This window comes from Pseudomonas sp. ADAK7, from assembly GCF_012935675.1.
In the GTDB taxonomy this organism is placed as follows: Bacteria; Pseudomonadota; Gammaproteobacteria; order Pseudomonadales; family Pseudomonadaceae; genus Aquipseudomonas.
In genome coordinates, this window is sequence record NZ_CP052861.1 from 3,796,647 (window position 1) to 3,814,195 (window position 17,549).

Consider the following 17,549-nt stretch of genomic DNA (forward strand, 5'->3'; position numbering starts at 1 on the left):
CTTAGAAACGTCGTAAATCGAGCGTCATCGGCAGCTCGTCGTTAATCGTCACGTTCGGTATAGGAAGTTTCCCAGGGGTGTGTCCGATTCGGAAGAATCGCGCCATGCGGCGGCTCTCCGCTTCATTGGCGTTCACCGGCAAACTGTCGTAGTTGCGCCCGCCCGGATGGGCGACGTGGTACTGACAGCCGCCCAGGGAACGTTCCATCCAGGTGTCGAGCAGGTCGAACACCAGCGGCGCGTGGACCGGGATGGTCGGTTGCAGGCAGTTGGACGGTTGCCAGGCCCGAAAGCGCACGCCGGCGACGAATTCGCCAACCCGGCCGGTCGGTTGCAGCGGCACCGGGATGCCGTTACACGTCAGCAGGTAACGCTGCGGCGCCAGTCCCGTGACTTTGACCTGCAAGCGCTCCAGGGACGAATCCACATAACGCACCGTGCCGCCCACCGCGCCCTCCTCGCCCAGCACATGCCAAGGCTCCAGGGCCTGACGCACTTCCAGCTCGATGCCACTGACGGCGTAGTCGCCGACCTTGGGAAAACGAAACTCCAGATGCGCGGCAAACCACTCGGCCCGCACCGGATAACCGGCGGCATTCAGGTCGACGATGACGTCGGCGAAATCCTGCTCGATAAAGTGCGGCAGCAGGAAGCGATCGTGCAGCTCGGTGCCCCAGCGCGCCAGTTTCGGCGGCGCATACGGTTCGCGCCAGAACCGCGCCACCAGCGCCCGCAGCAACAATTGCTGCGCCAGGCTCATACGGGCATGGGGCGGCATTTCAAAGGCGCGCAACTCCAGCAAGCCGAGACGCCCGGTCGCACCGTCCGGCGAGTAGAGCTTGTCGATGCAGAACTCGGCGCGGTGGGTGTTGCCGGTGACATCGATCAACAAGTTACGCAGCAGTCGATCCACCAGCCATGGCGCGCACTCTTCCCCCGGTTTCGGCATCTGGGCGAAGGCGATTTCCAGCTCATACAACGAGTCGTTACGCGCTTCATCCACCCGTGGCGCCTGTGACGTCGGGCCGATGAACAGTCCGGAAAACAAGTAGGACAAGGATGGATGGTTATGCCAGTAACTGATCAGGCTGCGCAGCAAGTCGGGACGGCGCAAAAACGGTGAGTCAGCCGGCGTCGCGCCACCCAGGACGAAATGGTTACCGCCACCGGTGCCGGTGTGGCGGCCGTCGATCATGAATTTCTCGGTGGTCAGGCGGGTCTGGCGTGCTTCTTCGTAAAGAAATTCGGTGCGTTCCACCAGCTCATCCCACGTGGCGGACGGCTGCACGTTGACCTCGATCACGCCCGGGTCCGGGGTGATGCGGAAGTTGCTCAGGCGCGGATCGCTTGGCGGTTCATAGCCTTCGAGCAAGACCGGACAGAGCAATTCCTCGGCGGTGGCCTCGATGGCCGCGACCAATTCCAGATAATCCTCGACCCGTTCCAGCGGCGGCATGAACAGGTACAAGCGTCCCTCCCGCGCTTCGGCGCAGAACGCGGTGCGGGTCAGCCAGTCGGCGGATTCGTCGACCTCGATATCCCGTTCAACCGCTTCGGCCGGCGTGCCCGGACTGTTCAATTGCTGGGTGTCCGGCAGCGCCGGGAATGCCTGGTTCGGGTCGTTGGGGTAGATGAAGGGATATTCGGCCGCTTTCACCCAAGGCTGCGAGCCCAGCGGCAAGCGATAACCCAGCGGCGAATCCCCCGGCACCAACCGGCAGTGTTCATCGCGCAGGTACCAGCGACCGCTCTGCCATTGATCACCCTTGGCGGTGCGCGCCAGCGGCAGGACCTGGCCGATGACCTTGTCCAGCCCTTGGCTGAAGACTTTACGCAGTCGCGCCCGCTCCAGCGGTTCTTCCAGGCGCGAGTCTTCGGCACTGACGTTTTGCGGCAAAGCGCCTTCGCGCCAGAGGTAATAGAAATTGTCTTCGTAGGCCGGAAACACAAAGCGTGTCGGAATTTTCAGGCGTTCGGCGACACTCGCCAGAAAGCGCCCGGCCAGTTCGCCGTCGGCGCCGTAGTCTTCCTGTTCATCGGCGATCAGCGCGCTGTTGTGCCAGATCGGCACACCGTCACGGCGCCAATAGCAATTCAGTGACCAGCGCGGCAGCTGCTCGCCCGGATACCACTTGCCCTGGCCGAAATGCACCAGGCCTTTGGGCGCGTAATGCCTGCGCATGCGCTGAAACAGTTCGGCGGACAGGCGACGCTTATCCGGGCCAAGGGCTGCGGTGTTCCATTCGGCGCCGTCCGGGTCATCGATGGAAACGAAGGTCGGTTCGCCGCCCATGGTCAGGCGCACGTCACCTTCGAGCAGATCGGCATCGATCTGCCGGCCCAGCGCCTGGATCGCCAGCCATTGATCTTCGGTGTAGGGCTTAGTGACGCGCGGCGCTTCCCAAATGCGCTCCACGGACATTTCGTGGGTGAATTCGCACTCGCACGGTTCCACCAAGCCACTGATCGGTGCCGCAGAGCCCGGATCGGGACTACACGCCAACGGAATATGTCCTTCACCGGCAAACAGTCCTGAGGTCGCGTCCAGGCCGACCCAGCCGGCGCCGGGCAAGTAGACCTCGCACCAGGCGTGCAAATCGGTGAAGTCCACGTCGGTGCCGGAGGGTCCGTCGAGACTTTTGACGTCGGCGGTCAACTGGATCAGGTAGCCGGAGACAAAACGCGCCGCCAAGCCGAGGTTGCGCAACAGTTGCACCAGCAGCCACGCCGAATCGCGGCAGGAACCGGAGGCATGTTCGAGGGTGTGTTCGGGGGTCTGGACGCCGGGCTCCATGCGGATCAGGTAGCCGATGTCGTCACTCAGGCGTTGGTTGAGGGCGACGAGAAAATCGACGCTGGGCAGCGGCGTGCGGTCGATGCCGTCCAGGTAGGCCTTGAACTTCGGCGTCAGGGGCAAGGTTTCCAGGTACGGCGCCAGCTCCTTGCGCTCATCGGCGGCGTAGGTGAACGGGATCTTTTCGGCGTAGGGCTCCAGGAAGAAGTCGAACGGATTGAACACTGCCATTTCTGCCAGCAAGTCGACTTCGATCCGCAGCTCATCGGTTTTCTCCGGGAACACCAACCGCGCCAGGTAATTGCCCTGGGGGTCTTGTTGCCAGTTGATGAAGTGCTGCTCGGGCGAAACTTTCAGCGCATAGGACAAAATCCGCGTGCGACTGTGGGCCGCCGGGCGCAGGCGAACAATCTGCGGACCGAGCTCGACAGCACGGTCGTAGCGGTAGTGCGTGACGTGATGCAATGCGACATGAATCGACACGGCGTGCCTCCTGCGAGCCTTAAGCGTATTCGAAAGCGCGCAAGACTTATGCCACCCAGCAGCGCAGGCGCTTTCACAGATTTGCTTAGGGCAGTACAGCACCAAAATCGGGCGATGCGGGAAATTGCTTTGGGCCAGATGCACGCAAATGTAGCAAGCCGCTACTGCGTGAGCCTCACAGCGTGTGCTTCAGGCTCGCTTCGAGCCGCTTGATCCGCTGACGAATGCGAGCGCCTACCTGCAAAACCTTGATCCCGCGTTGATAGCGACGCTTGCTCATCAAGTACAAACCGATCAGCGACGGCAGCGCCGCGATCCAGACAAACCCCACGCGATTCGCCTCGACCATCACCAGCAACGTGATCGACAGGCAGAACACCAGCATCGTGAACAGCCCCCAGACCGCCTTGGGGTAGCCGCGAAGCAGCGCGATGAAACACAGGCACATCAGCAGGCATCCGCCGAACATGACGAAGAGGACGTACTCCATCATCGGGTAGTCATGTGGGAAAAATTCCGTACCGAACACCGAGCCGGTGAGTGACATGCCAAAAATCGTCATCATCATGACCGCCACATGAATCCAGCCGTAGCGCCGCACATACGGTTGCCAGGCCAGCCAATGGGCGAATTTCAACTGCATGAGCTTGTCGGCGGCGGTTTGTGGCGCGGGGGATTTCTTGCGGCGGGACACGGTGTTCTTCCTTGAAGTTGAAAAGCTGCAACCTGATCGTTCCCACGCTCTGCGTGGGAATGCAGCCCGTGACGCTCCGCGTCACTGGACGCGGAGCGTCCCTGGAGGCATTCCCACGCAGAGCGTGGGAACGATCAGCAAAACGCCAACCCGAAGGTTGGCGTTCTGTTGTCAGCGAGCAGCGTTTAGCGCGGCACAACCGGCTTGCGCGCAGGCTTGGGCCCTTTGCCTTTGGCCGCGTCCTTGCGATCCTTGGCCGCTTGCTGGTTGCGGGCGAACGCCGCAGCCTTGGCCTGTTCGCGTTTGTCCCACGGGTTACCACCGTCACTGGCACGCGGCGGCAGGCCGGTGTGCTGGGTGAGGATCTTGGTGGTCTTCTCCCCCGCCACTTTATGGCTGCCAGCCGGCGTCGAGTTCTTGCGACGGGCGCTCTGGTAGCTGTCGGTGGCCGGTTGATGCAGCGGGATCAACTGGGTCTTGCCCGGCCCGATCAGGTCGGCGCGGCCCATGCGGGTCAGCGCTTCGCGCAACATCGGCCAGCCTTTCGGGTCGTGATATCGCAAGAACGCCTTGTGCAGGCGACGCTGCTCTTCGCTCTTGACGATGGTGACCGTGTCGCTCTTGTAAGTGACCTTGCGCAGCGGGTTCTTGCCCGAGTGGTACATCGCAGTGGCGGTAGCCATCGGCGACGGGTAGAACGCCTGCACCTGGTCGGCCCGGAAGCCGTTGCCCTTGAGCCACAGGGCCAGGTTCATCATGTCTTCGTCGGTAGTGCCTGGGTGGGCAGCGATGAAGTACGGAATCAGGTACTGCTCTTTCCCGGCTTCCTTGGTGTACTTCTCGAACATGCGCTTGAACTTGTCATAGCTGCCAATGCCCGGTTTCATCATCTGGTTGAGCGGACCTTCCTCGGTGTGTTCCGGGGCGATCTTCAGGTAACCACCGACGTGGTGGGTCACCAGTTCCTTGACGTATTCCGGCGACTCGACCGCGAGGTCGTAGCGCAGGCCGGACGCGATCAGGATCTTCTTCACACCCGGCAAGGCACGGGCGCTGCGATACAGCTGGATCAACGACGAGTGGTCGGTGTTCAGGTTCGGGCAGATGCCGGGGAACACGCACGAAGGCTTGCGGCACGCGGATTCGATTTCCGGGCTCTTGCAGGCGATGCGGTACATGTTCGCGGTCGGGCCACCGAGGTCGGAAATGACGCCGGTGAAGCCTGGAACCTTGTCGCGGATCTCTTCGATTTCGCGAATGATCGACTCTTCGGAACGGTTCTGGATGATCCGGCCTTCGTGCTCGGTGATCGAGCAGAAGGTGCAGCCGCCGAAGCAGCCACGCATGATGTTCACCGAGAAACGGATCATGTCGTAGGCCGGAATCTTTTCCTTACCGTACGCCGGGTGCGGAACCCGTGCGTAAGGCATGCCGAACACGTAGTCCATTTCTTCGGTGGTCATCGGAATCGGCGGCGGGTTGAACCAGACGTCGACTTCGCCGTGCTTCTGCACCAGCGCACGGGCGTTGCCCGGGTTGGTTTCCAAGTGAAGCACACGGTTGGCGTGAGCATACAGAACGGCGTCGCCACGGACTTTCTCAACCGACGGCAGACGAATCACAGTCTTGTCGCGGGTCATCTTCGGGCTGGCCAGAATCTGCACGACTTTGGCTTCTTCCGGATCTTCCAGCGGACCCTTTTCCTGCTCGATGGCGCAGGCCTGGGTGTCCTGGGTATTCACGTACGGGTTGATGATCTTGTCGACCTTGCCCGGACGGTCGATGCGCGTGGAATCGACTTCGTACCAGTCTTTCGGCGTATCGCGACGGATGAACGCGGTGCCGCGCACGTCGGTGATGTCTTCGATCTTGTGACCGTAGGACAGACGCTGGGCGACTTCGACGATCGCACGCTCGGCGTTGCCGTAGAGCAGGATGTCGGCGCAGGCGTCGATCAGGATCGAGTTGCGCACCCGGTCCTGCCAGTAATCGTAGTGGGCGATGCGGCGCAGCGAAGCTTCGATGCCACCGAGGACGATCGGCACGTTTTTGTAGGCTTCCTTGCAGCGCTGGCTGTAGACCAGGCTCGCACGGTCCGGACGTTTGCCCGCCAGGCCACCGGGGGTGTAGGCGTCATCGGAACGGATTTTCTTGTCGGCGGTGTAGCGGTTGATCATCGAGTCCATGTTGCCGGCCGCGACACCGAAGAACAGGTTCGGCTCGCCGAGCTTCATGAAATCGTCTTTGGACTGCCAGTTCGGCTGGGCAATGATCCCGACGCGGAAGCCCTGGGACTCCAGCAGCCGGCCGATGATCGCCATGCCGAACGACGGATGGTCAACGTAGGCATCGCCGGTGACGATGATGATGTCGCAGGAATCCCAGCCGAGCTGATCCATTTCCTCCCTGCTCATGGGCAGGAATGGCGCTGGCCCGAAACATTCGGCCCAGTACTTGGGATAGTCAAATAACGGCTTGGCTGCTTGCATCATGTCGATAACCGGTGTTGGCTTTCATTGAATTTCGCGGGCGCGGAATATAGCACAAAAAATAACCAATTCCGACGGCTATGGTCGGAAATAGGTGTTGGCCCCCTTCGCGGGCAAGCCTCGCTCCTACAGAGCATGTGTCGTTCGCAAAATCGCGATCCAATACAGAACCTGTTGGAGCGAGGCTTGCCCGCGAAGAGTCCCTGTCAAACGCTGAATTTCTTATTCATCGTCGAAGTTGTAACTACCCGGCGCCAGGTTTTCAAAACGGGTGTACTTACCGATAAACGCCAGGCGCGACGTGCCGATCGGGCCGTTCCGCTGCTTACCGATGATGATCTCGGCGATGCCCTTGTGCTCGGTTTCCGGGTGATACACCTCATCCCGGTACACGAACATGATCACGTCAGCATCCTGCTCGATCGCTCCGGATTCCCGGAGGTCGGAGTTGATTGGGCGTTTGTTCGGCCGTTGCTCCAGGGAGCGGTTGAGCTGCGAGAGCGCCACCACCGGGCAGTTGAATTCCTTGGCCAGGGCCTTCAAGGAACGGGAGATTTCGGAAATCTCGTTGGTCCGGTTGTCACCGCCGGAACCGGGAATCTGCATCAATTGCAGGTAGTCGATCATGATCAGGGCCACGTCGCCGTGCTCGCGCACCAGGCGCCGGGTCCGCGCACGCATCTCCGAGGGGCTGATACCCGCCGTATCGTCGATGAACAGCTTGCGATCGTTGAGCAAATTGACCGCCGACGTCAGGCGCGGCCAATCGTCGTCGTCGAGGCGACCGGCCCGGACCTTGGTCTGGTCGATGCGGCCCAGGGACGACAACATACGCATGATCAGCGATTCGCCTGGCATCTCCAGCGAGTAAACCAGGACGCACTTGTCGCTGCGCAATACGGCGTTTTCCACCAGGTTCATCGCAAAGGTGGTTTTACCCATGGATGGACGGCCGGCCACGATGATCAGGTCAGACGGTTGCAGGCCGCTGGTCATGCCGTCGAGGTCGGTGTAGCCGGTGGACAGGCCAGTGATGGCGTTGTCGGTATTGAACAAGGTGTCAATGCGGTCGATGGCCTTGGTCAGCAGGTCATTCACGCTCACCGGGCCGCCGGTTTTTGGCCGGGCCTCGGCAATCTGGAAGATCTGCCGTTCGGCTTCGTCGAGAATCTCTTCCGCCGTGCGGCCTTCGGGGTTGAAGGCGCTGTCGGCAATTTCGGAAGCAATGCCGATCAGTTGGCGCAAGGTGGCCCGCGCGCGGACGATCTGGGCATAGGCCTTGATGTTCGCGACGGACGGCGTGTTTTTTGCGAGTTCGCCGAGGTAACCGAGGCCCCCCACTTGCGAAGTCTGACCTTCCTTGTCCAATTGCTCGGCCAGGGTCACGACGTCGATTGGCGAGTTCAGGTCCGCCAATTTGGCGATGGCACGGAAGATCAGGCGGTGGTCATGCCGATAGAAATCGCCGTCCGACACTTGATCGAGCACGCGTTCCCAGGCGTTGTTGTCCAGCATCAAACCACCGAGCACAGCCTGTTCGGCCTCGATGGAGTGCGGCGGCACCTTCAGGGCAGCGGTTTGCAGATCGTATTGCTCAGGAGCGGAGATATCGTTCATGGCCACTTGAATAGTTGTGAAAATCAGGAACTGCAGAAAGACAAAGGGCACGACCTGTAAACAGGATCGTGCCCGATGTTACCGGCAAGCACCCAAGGGTGCCAGCCGACAAGTGCTGCTTAAGCTGCTACCACGACAACGCGTACGGTGGCTTCAACTTCAGCGTGCAGGTGCACGGCTACGTCGAATTCGCCTACGTTGCGGATGGTGCCGTTCGGCAGACGAACTTCGCTTTTTGCCACTTCAACGCCGGAGGCGGTCAGTGCATCAGCGATGTCGTGAGTACCGATCGAACCGAACAGCTTGCCTTCGTCACCAGCGGTGGCAGTGATAGTCACTTCCAGCTCAGCCAGTTGGGCGGCGCGGTTTTCAGCCGAAGTCTTACGGTCTGCTGCGGCTTTTTCAAGCTCAGCGCGACGCTCTTCGAACGCAGCCACGTTGGCAGCGGTCGCAGCGGTCGCTTTGCCGTAAGGCAGCAGGTAGTTACGACCGTAACCAGCCTTAACGTTCACTTTGTCACCCAGGTTGCCCAGGTTGGTGACTTTTTCCAGAAGGATCAGTTGCATGTGAAAATCCTCTTAACTTTTAACCTTCACCGTTCGCGTTATCGGCGTCTTTCGACGCCAGACGACCGCGAAAATCAATCAGGCTGTCGACGATGGCCAAGACCACCAGTAACGGACCGAGCAAGTGCATGAAAGGCACGAGCGTGACGTATATCCCCACCAGCCAGAAACCGCCCAAGCGTTTCTGCGCCACCAACCCATGAATCAGGGCCAGACCGGCGAAGAACAGCGGTACGCTGCACAACGGCAACAGGATCAAGGCATGCAACCCGAAAAACGGGGCAACACACATGACGGCCAGCAGCGACAGCGCAACGCCTTTGGGCAGTCGGATGGCGCGAAACTCGCGACCAAAACCGCCGGGGTTATACAACAACGCCTGCCAATAGCGCCCAAGAATCAGGCACAGCACGCTAAAAACCTGCAACGAAACCGCAGTCGAAATGATCGACAGTGGAACAGCCAATGCCGTGAGAAACGCTTTCTGGTCTGCCGAAAACTTCTCGTAGACCTCACCCATCGCCAGCGGCAGGACTTGTTCAAACGTCTGCGCCAGTGACTCGATGAAGGAACTGAATACAGTCCCCAGAATCACCGCAAATAACAATCCCACGACCACGCTGACCAGCAGCACGCGATTCCAGGAATGGCCGGCGCGTAAAACCAACGCCAGACTGCAAGCCCCGACCAGCACGATTAATGCCGTCGGGTCATGCAGGTAGTGCCAGCTCACTAACGCTGACAACACTCCCAGACCCAGGACGCTCAAGGCGTCCGAACCGCGCCGCAGGAGCACAAGGCAACCTGCAGCGGCACTCAACCAGAACAACAGCGGCAATGCCGCAGATCCGGCCACAACCAGCGTGGCCTGCACGCGTCCCCGCATGATGAATTCAGCTAAGGCACGCATGCATTCGATCCCTTACTTACTTGTCGACTGCCCGGTCTCAGCGGCCGTGGCTGTCGGTGTAGGCCAGCAGGGCCAGGAAGCGGGCGCGCTTGATAGCGGTGGCCAGCTGACGCTGATAACGTGCTTTGGTACCGGTGATACGGCTTGGAACGATTTTGCCGGTCTCGGATACATAGGCTTTCAGAGTGTTGAGATCTTTGTAATCGATCTCTTTCACGTCTTCAGCGGTGAAGCGGCAGAATTTACGACGACGGAAGAAACGTGCCATGTAATAGGCTCCTCAAAAGGTCCGTGGATTACTCGTCAGCGTTATCGCTGTTGTCGCTGTCATCACTATCAGCGCTTTCAGCGCCTTCGTGCTCAGGACGGTCGCGACGCTCACGGCGCTCACTGCGGTTTTCTTCAGCCTTGAGCATCTCGGATTGGCCGGTAACGGCTTCTTCGCGACGGATGACCAGGTTACGGATCACTGCATCGTTGTAGCGGAAGTTGTCTTCCAGCTCGGCCAGGGCCTTGCCAGTGCATTCAACGTTCAGCATCACGTAGTGAGCCTTGTGAACATTGTTGATTGCATAGGCCAGTTGACGACGGCCCCAATCTTCCAGACGGTGGATTTTGCCGCCGTCTTCTTCGATCAGCTTGGTGTAACGCTCTACCATGCCGCCGACTTGCTCGCTTTGATCCGGGTGGACCAAAAAGATGATTTCGTAATGACGCATGAATGCTCCTTACGGGTTGTAGCCTGCCGTTCAAAAACGGTCAGACAAGGAGTGAATGACACTTATGGACTTGCTTGCGATAGACACATGCGTGCCTGCCGTCACAGCAAGGGGCGCAATTGTAGAGAAGGGACTGGAGAGGTGCAAGGCAATTGGTGATTATTTGAACAGTTCGTTCACCCACCTATTTTCGCCACCCCACAAACCACTGTAGGAGCAAAGCTTGCTCGCGATGAGGGCGCAACATTCAACATTGATGCTGAATGTTACACCGCTATCGCGAGCAAGCTTTGCTCCTACAGACAGCAGTGTGTCAGGACTTTTTGGTGGCAGCCTTGACGCTGCGCTGGCGCTGGGCTTCGAACAGGCAAACGCCAGTCGCCACGGAAACGTTGAGGCTGCTGACGCTGCCGGTCATCGGCAAGTGCACCAGGTAGTCGCACAGATCGCGAGTCAGGCGACGCATGCCGCTGCCTTCGGCGCCCATGATCAGGATGGTCGGGCCGGTCATGTCTTGCTGATACAGACTCTGCTCGGCCTCGCCCGCCGTACCGACGACCCACAAGCCGCGCTGCTTGAGTTTCTCAAGCGTGCGCGCCAGGTTGGTCACCGCAACCAATGGAATCACTTCCGCCGCGCCGCAGGCCACTTTACGCACTGTCGGGGTCAGGGTGGCTGACTTGTCTTTCGGCACGATCACCGCCAACGCACCGGCCGCATCGGCCGAACGCAGGCAAGCGCCGAGGTTGTGCGGGTCGGTCACGCCGTCGAGCACCAGCAGCAACGGTGCGCCTTCGGATCGGTCCAGCAGCTCGTCGAGCATCGCCTCGCCCCAGACCTGGCTCGGACTCACGTCCGCGACCACGCCCTGGTGCACGCCGTCGACCCAGGCATCCAGCTCGCGACGCTCGGCGTTACCGACGGCGACACGATTTTCGGCTGCCAACGCGATCAGCGTCTGAACCCGCGGATCGCTGCGGCCTTCAGCCAGCCAGATCTGTTTGACGCGTTTCGGGTGGTGACGCAGCAACGCTTCTACCGCATGCACGCCGTAGATTTTTTCCAACTGACTCATGACTTGGCCTTAGGTTTACGCGCCCCACCGCTTTTGGCAGCTGGAGCCGAGCCCGATTTTGGCGGGCCTTTACGGTGTTTACTGGCCGGCTTGCCGCCGGGAGCCTTGTCAGGCGCCGACCGTCCGGTCTTTCCCCCAGACGCCGCTTTACCGCCGCTTTTCGCTTCAGACAGCAACGCCTGCTTCATTTCACGGCTTTTGCGCAGCTCGGCGTTTTTCGCCGCCGCATCGCTTGGGCGATAGGCTTCAGGCGCTTTTTCCTTGGCAGGACGACGACCGGTTTTTGCCGGGGCCGGCTCTGCTGCAGCGGCGGTTTTCGCCGCAGGCGCTGTGGTTTCGGCGCCGCGTTTCTTGCGGCCGATCGGCGCACTGATGGTCTTTTCAGCCATCTCGAAGTCGATTTTGCGTTCGTCGAGGTCAACGCGCATCACGCGCACTTCAACAGTGTCGCCGAGGCGGAAGCTACGACCGGTACGCTCACCGGCGAGGCGGTGGTGCACAGGATCGAAGTGGTAGTAATCCCCCGGCAGCGCGGTGACGTGCACCAAGCCTTCGACGTAGATATCGGTCAGCTCGACGAACAGGCCAAAACCGGTCACGGCGGTGATCACACCCGGGAACGATTCGCCCACGCGGTCTTTCATGAACTCGCACTTGAGCCAGTTCACCACGTCGCGGGTCGCTTCGTCGGCACGGCGTTCGCTCATCGAGCACTGCTCGCCGAGCTGCTCCAGGGCCGCTTCGTCGTACGGATAGATCCGCGCTTTCGGAATGGTCATCGCGCCGGCACGACGAACGTGCGGCGTGTCTTGCTTGGAATGGATAACACTGCGGATCGCCCGGTGCGTGAGCAAGTCCGGGTAGCGGCGGATCGGCGAGGTGAAGTGGGTATAGGCTTCGTAATTCAGGCCGAAGTGGCCCTGGTTATCGGCGCTATACACCGCCTGGCTCAACGAGCGCAGCATGACGGTCTGGATCAGGTGGAAATCCGGACGGTCCTTGATGCTCGCCAGCAAGGCCTGGTAATCCTTCGGCGACGGGCCGTCCTTGCCTTTGTGCAGGGACAGGCCGAGCTCGCCAAGGAAGGCGCGCAGTTTTTCCAGACGCTCCGGTGGCGGACCGTTGTGCACGCGATACAGCGCAGGAATTTCGTGTTTCTTCAGGAATTCAGCAGTGGCCACGTTGGCCGCCAGCATGCACTCCTCGATCAGTTTGTGCGCATCGTTACGCACGGTCGGACGGATTTCGGCAATCTTGCGCTCAGTGCCGAAGATGATCCGGGTTTCCTGAGTTTCAAAATCGATCGCCCCCCGCACGTGACGAGCGGCCAGCAGCACTTTGTACAGTGCGTAAAGCTGCTTGAGGTGCGGCAGAACGTCGGTGTACTCGCCACGAAGCTGACGCGCCTCGGTGAGTTTCGGCGTTTCCAGCATCGCGCTGACCTTGTTATAGGTCAGGCGAGCGTGGGAGTGAATCACCGCTTCGTAGAAGCAGTAGTCGGTCATCTCGCCGGATTTGGAGATGGTCATCTCGCAAACCATGGCCAGGCGATCGACGTGCGGGTTCAGCGAGCACAGGCCGTTGGACAGCTGCTCAGGCAGCATTGGCACAACGCGCTCGGGGAAGTACACCGAGTTACCGCGAACCTGGGATTCGTTGTCCAGCGCCGAACCGATCTTCACGTAGCTGGAGACGTCGGCAATTGCCACGTACAACTTCCAGCCGCCGGAGAACAGGCGCAGCTTGCCTGGCTTGGATTCGCAATAAACGGCGTCATCGAAGTCCCGCGCATCTTCACCGTCGATGGTTACGAACGGCAGATGGCGCAGGTCGACGCGCTTCTCTTTGTCTTTCTCTTCGACTTCAGGCTTGAGCTTGGCGGCTTCTTTGAGCACAGCCTCAGGCCATACGTGCGGGATATCGTACGCGCGCAGGGCGACGTCGATTTCCATGCCCGGCGCCATGTAGTTACCCACGACTTCAACCACGTCGCCTTGCGGCTGGAAGCGTGGCGTTGGCCAGTGAGTGATCTTCACTTCGACGAACTGACCGATATTGGCATTGGCGTTGCGACCCGGGGTGACCAGCACTTCTTGCTGGATCTTCGGGTTATCCGCAACCACGAAGCCGATACCGCCTTCTTCGAAGTAACGGCCGACGATAGTCTCGTGGGCACGGGAAACGACTTCGACGATCATGCCTTCGCGGCGACCGCGACGGTCCAGGCCGGAAACACGGGCCAGAGCACGGTCGCCGTCGAACACCAGACGCATTTGCGCCGGGCTCATGAACAGGTCGTCACTGCCGTCGTCCGGAACCAGGAAGCCGAAACCGTCACGGTGACCGCTGATGCGGCCCAGGATCAGGTCGAGCTTATCCACAGGCGCATAGGTGCCGCGACGGGTATAGATCAGTTGAGCGTCGCGCTCCATGGCGCGCAGGCGGCGACGCAGGGCTTCGAGCTGGTCTTCTGTGGTCAGACCAAACTCCTCGACCAACTGCTCGCGGTTAGCAGGCGAACCTCGATCAGCAAGGTGCTGAAGGATCAGTTCGCGGCTAGGAATAGGGTTTTCATATTTTTCCGCTTCACGAGCGGCCTCGGGATCGAGGGACTGCCAATCGGCCATTAGAGAGTTTTCACCTTGTCTATATGCGGGTTAGTTTGGCATAGGCGTAATGAAACGGGAAATTTCAGGCTGTGACAGCCCATCTAAAGCCCTTTATCGACACCGCGAAGCTGATTTAAATGCCGCTGGAGAAATTTTCCAGGTTTTTTTAGCGACAGGGGTTTACAGTTAAAAAGACGCTCCGTATAGTGCGCGCCATCGACGACGCACTAGCGTTGCCGATACTGCCCAGATGGTGAAATTGGTAGACACGCCAGCTTCAGGTGCTGGTGACCGCAAGGTCGTGGAAGTTCGAGTCTTCTTCTGGGCACCAATTTCGAGCTTGAGATTAGATCAATTTCAAGGCTCACACAAAAACCCGCGAAAGCGGGTTTTTTGCATTCAGGGCTTCTGATTTATTAAAACCAAATCAGGGGTTTACAGATCAAAATGCTCTCCGTATAGTGCGCCACATCAACAGCGGCAACGTTGCTGATACTGCCCAGATGGTGAAATTGGTAGACACGCCAGCTTCAGGTGCTGGTGACCGCAAGGTCGTGGAAGTTCGAGTCTTCTTCTGGGCACCAATTCAAATTTCAGAGTCGATCTGGAATTTCACAAAAACCCGCGAAAGCGGGTTTTTGCGTTTCTGGCTTTCAAAAACCCGGAACTGCGCAAGCCCACACCCTCCTGTAGCAGCTGGCGAAGCCTGCGTTCGGCTGCGCAGCAGTCGTAAACCTGCGCACCAGTTTCTTCCGAATGACCGTATTCTATGATTTCGCGACTGCTGCGCAGCCGAACGCAGGCTTCGCCAGCTGCTACAAAGGCCCGCCTCCCCCCTGTAGCAAAGCCTCGCCAGCCCCCGCAAAGCGCACTTGAGAAACAATATCGTTTATCATTGTTGCAAGTTTTTGCAATGCGACAGTGAGGAACCCTGCGAATGATGTTTCGAAATACCCTGCGCCGTAGCCTGACCTTTACCCTGCTCGGCCTGGCGCTCGCCACTCCCCTCACCCAAGCCGCCGACCCGGTTTCCCTGACGCTCTACAACGGCCAACACAAGGAAGTCGGCGATGCGGTCGCCAAAGCCTTCGAAGCCAAGACCGGGATTCACGTCAACGTGCGCAAGGGCAGCAGCAACCAGCTCGCCAGCCAGGTCGTCGAAGAAGGCGATCGCTCCCCCGCTGACGTGATCTATACCGAAGAATCGCCGCCGCTGAACAAACTGGGCGAACAAGGCCTGCTGGCCCAGACCGACGCCACCACCCTCGCCGTCCTGCCGAAAGACTACGTCGCCGGCAACGGCACCTGGATCGGCATCACCGCACGGGTCCGCGTGGTCGCCTTCAACCCGAAGCTGGTCGATGAAAAAGACCTGCCCAAATCGGTGATGGAATTCTCCGATCCAAAATGGCAAGGCAAAGTCGGTTTCGTGCCGACCAGCGGCGCGTTCCAGGAACAGGCCGTGGCGATTATCAAGACCCACGGCATGGACGCTGCCGAAGAATGGCTGACCGGCCTGCGCGCCTTCGGCAAGGTCTATAGCAACAATATGGTTGCGCTGAAAGCCGTGGAAAACGGCGAAGTCGCCACCGTGCTGGTGAACAACTATTACTGGTTCGCCCTGCAGCGTGAAAAAGGCCAGCTCGATTCGAAACTGCATTACTTCACCGGCGGCGACGTCGGCGGATTGATCACCGTCTCCAGCGCGGCCGTGCTGAAGTCCAGCAAACATCCCAAAGAAGCCCAGCAATTCCTCGCCTACATGGCCAGCGAAGAAGGTCAGCGCGTGATTACCCAGACCACCGCCGAATACCCACTGCACAAAGGCATGGAATCGGACCGCGGGCTCAAGCCGTTCAGCGAACTCGAAGCGCCGAAAGTCACCCCGGCCGACCTCGGCAATGCCGAAGAAGCCCTGGACCTGGAACGTGACGTTGGCTTGAACTGATGAGCGCATCGTTATCCGCCCCCGCCGCGCGCGGGGGTTACGTGCCACGGCGCAAACGGCCGTCGATCTGGTTGCTGCTACCGGTGTTGCTGCTGGTGGTGCTCAGCCTGTTGCCGCTGGCGTATGTCGGGCTCAAGACCTGGCAGGCTGGTTGGGCCGAGGCGCTGCATTTGCTGTGGCGGCCGTATGTGTTTGGCCTGCTGCGCAACACGTTGTCGCTGATGGTTGGCGTGACGCTGGCTTGCGGCGTGATCGGTCTATCGCTGGCCTGGTTGCTGGAACGGAGCAATCTGAAGGGCCGGCGGCTGTGGGGCGTAATCCTGTGCTTACCGTTTGCCGTTCCGGCATTCGTCAGCAGCTTTACCTGGGTTTCCCTCAGCGCGCATTTCGAGGGCTTGGGCGGGGCAATTCTGGTGATGACCCTGTCCAAGTATCCGCTGGTGTTTCTGCCAGTGGCGGCAACCCTGCGCAATCTTGATCCATCGCTGGAAGAATCCGCCCGCACCCTGGGGCAGAATCGCTGGGGCGTGTTTTTCCGGATCACCCTGCCGCTGCTCTGGCCGTCCTTGCTGGCCGGCTCGCTGCTGATTGCGCTGCACATGCTGGTGGAATTCGGCGCGCTGTCGATCATCGGCCTGCAAACGTTCACCACGGCGATTTATCAACAGTTTGAACTGGAGTTCAGTAACGCCAACGCGGCGATGCTGTCGGCGGTGTTGCTGGCGTTGTGTCTGGTGCTGCTGTGGCTGGAGCTGCGGGTGCGTGGCAAGGGTCGACATGTGCGGACCGGCCAAGGTGCCGCGCGACATGCAGAACAAGTTCGCCTGGGACCATGGGCCGTGGCGGGACAGGTTTATTGCCTGGCATTGGCGATTATCGGCAGCGGCATTCCGCTAGGGATGCTGGCGTACTGGCTGGCGGTTGGCTCGTCAGCTGCTTTCCCGATAGCGGCAATCAGCGAGGCGCTGCTGTCATCCCTGGCGCTATCGCTGGGTGGTGCCGCGCTGTGCCTGGTGCTGGCGGTACCTGTGGGCTTGCTGGTGGTGCGTTACAAAGGCCAATTGGCAATCTGGGCCGAGCGCTTGCCGTATCTGCTGCACGCGCTCCCTGGCCTGGTGATTGCGCTGACCCTGGTGTATTTCGCCCTGCACTACGTGCCGGCGCTGTACCAGACGTCGACACTATTGCTGATCGCTTATGCGCTGCTGTTCCTGCCGCTGGCCCAGGCGCCGATTCGCACGGCGCTGAACAAGGCCGCACCGCAACTGGAAGAGGCGGCACGCACGCTGGGCGCGTCGTCGTTCAGCGCGTTTTGCCGCGTGACCTTGCCGATCATCTTCCCCGCATTGGGCGCGGCGTTTGCGCTGGTGTTTCTGGATGCGATGAAAGAACTGACGGCCACGCTGCTGCTGAGCCCGACCGGGCTGAATACGCTGGCGACCGAAGTGTGGGCGCATACCGCGAACGTGGAGTTTGCGGCGGCGGCGCCTTACGCGGCGTTGTTGATTCTGGTGTCGGGGTTGCCGGTGTACCTGTTAACAACTCGAATGTATTTGAGCCGCTGAAAAGCATCGCGGGCAGGCCTTGCTCCTACAGGGATCACGCATATCCCGTAGGAGCAAGGCTTGCCCGCGATGGCGCCAGC

General features: G+C 60.1%; 12 protein-coding genes and 2 tRNA genes. 4 read left to right on the plus strand and 10 right to left on the minus strand.

All coding sequences use genetic code 11. The features are described from left to right. Position 1: 1 nt before the first annotated feature. The 10 genes from HKK53_RS17555 to rnr form a co-directional block, all read right to left on the minus strand. Positions 2-3,277 (minus strand): transglutaminase family protein, encoded by a 3,276-nt coding sequence (locus HKK53_RS17555; protein ID WP_169371872.1) that lies wholly within the window; start codon positions 3,275-3,277, stop codon positions 2-4. A 175-nt stretch (positions 3,278-3,452) separates the two neighbouring features. Next, positions 3,453-3,971 carry a hypothetical protein gene (locus tag HKK53_RS17560; protein ID WP_169371873.1) on the minus strand — a complete coding sequence of 173 codons (519 nt, stop codon included), beginning with the start codon at positions 3,969-3,971 and terminating at the stop codon, positions 3,453-3,455. Positions 3,972-4,156: 185 nt separating this feature from the next. After that, positions 4,157-6,460: a YgiQ family radical SAM protein gene (locus HKK53_RS17565; protein WP_169374258.1), complete on the minus strand. Its 2,304-nt coding sequence runs from the start codon at positions 6,458-6,460 to the stop codon at positions 4,157-4,159. Positions 6,461-6,682: 222 nt separating this feature from the next. Beyond that, positions 6,683-8,077 carry a replicative DNA helicase gene (dnaB, locus tag HKK53_RS17570; protein ID WP_092274083.1) on the minus strand — a complete coding sequence of 465 codons (1,395 nt, stop codon included), beginning with the start codon at positions 8,075-8,077 and terminating at the stop codon, positions 6,683-6,685. Between the two features lie 119 nt (positions 8,078-8,196). Beyond that, positions 8,197-8,643, minus strand: coding sequence for a 50S ribosomal protein L9 (gene rplI / locus HKK53_RS17575; protein ID WP_054044100.1), 447 nt, complete (start codon positions 8,641-8,643; stop codon positions 8,197-8,199). 19 nt (positions 8,644-8,662) lie between these two features. Further along, on the minus strand, positions 8,663-9,553 hold the full coding sequence (locus HKK53_RS17580; RefSeq protein ID WP_169371874.1) for a hypothetical protein: 891 nt from the start codon (positions 9,551-9,553) through the stop codon (positions 8,663-8,665). A gap of 37 nt (positions 9,554-9,590) precedes the next feature. Continuing rightward, positions 9,591-9,821, minus strand: a complete 231-nt coding sequence (gene rpsR, locus HKK53_RS17585; RefSeq protein WP_002551829.1) for a 30S ribosomal protein S18 — start codon at positions 9,819-9,821, stop codon at positions 9,591-9,593. Between the two features lie 28 nt (positions 9,822-9,849). Next, the gene (gene rpsF, locus HKK53_RS17590; protein ID WP_003217491.1) at positions 9,850-10,272 is read right to left on the minus strand and encodes a 30S ribosomal protein S6; all 423 of its coding nucleotides are present in this window, start codon (positions 10,270-10,272) and stop codon (positions 9,850-9,852) included. 313 nt (positions 10,273-10,585) lie between these two features. After that, a complete protein-coding gene (gene rlmB / locus HKK53_RS17595) occupies positions 10,586-11,347 on the minus strand; it encodes a 23S rRNA (guanosine(2251)-2'-O)-methyltransferase RlmB (protein WP_133839425.1) in 762 nt (253 codons plus the stop codon). Then, the gene (gene rnr / locus HKK53_RS17600; RefSeq protein WP_169371875.1) at positions 11,344-13,974 is read right to left on the minus strand and encodes a ribonuclease R; all 2,631 of its coding nucleotides are present in this window, start codon (positions 13,972-13,974) and stop codon (positions 11,344-11,346) included. Before rnr ends, rlmB begins: the two co-directional genes overlap by 4 nt. A gap of 226 nt (positions 13,975-14,200) precedes the next feature. On the opposite strand from rnr, the gene HKK53_RS17605 reads away from it, so the two are divergent. From HKK53_RS17605 to HKK53_RS17620, 4 genes are all read left to right on the plus strand, one after another. Beyond that, a tRNA-Leu gene (locus tag HKK53_RS17605) sits at positions 14,201-14,287 on the plus strand. A 166-nt stretch (positions 14,288-14,453) separates the two neighbouring features. Next, positions 14,454-14,540, plus strand: a tRNA-Leu gene (locus HKK53_RS17610). 353 nt (positions 14,541-14,893) lie between these two features. Then, the gene (locus tag HKK53_RS17615; protein WP_169371876.1) at positions 14,894-15,904 is read left to right on the plus strand and encodes an extracellular solute-binding protein; all 1,011 of its coding nucleotides are present in this window, start codon (positions 14,894-14,896) and stop codon (positions 15,902-15,904) included. Further along, on the plus strand, positions 15,904-17,469 hold the full coding sequence (locus HKK53_RS17620; protein ID WP_169371877.1) for an ABC transporter permease: 1,566 nt from the start codon (positions 15,904-15,906) through the stop codon (positions 17,467-17,469). Before HKK53_RS17615 ends, HKK53_RS17620 begins: the two co-directional genes overlap by 1 nt. The last annotated feature ends 80 nt before the right edge of the window (positions 17,470-17,549 follow it).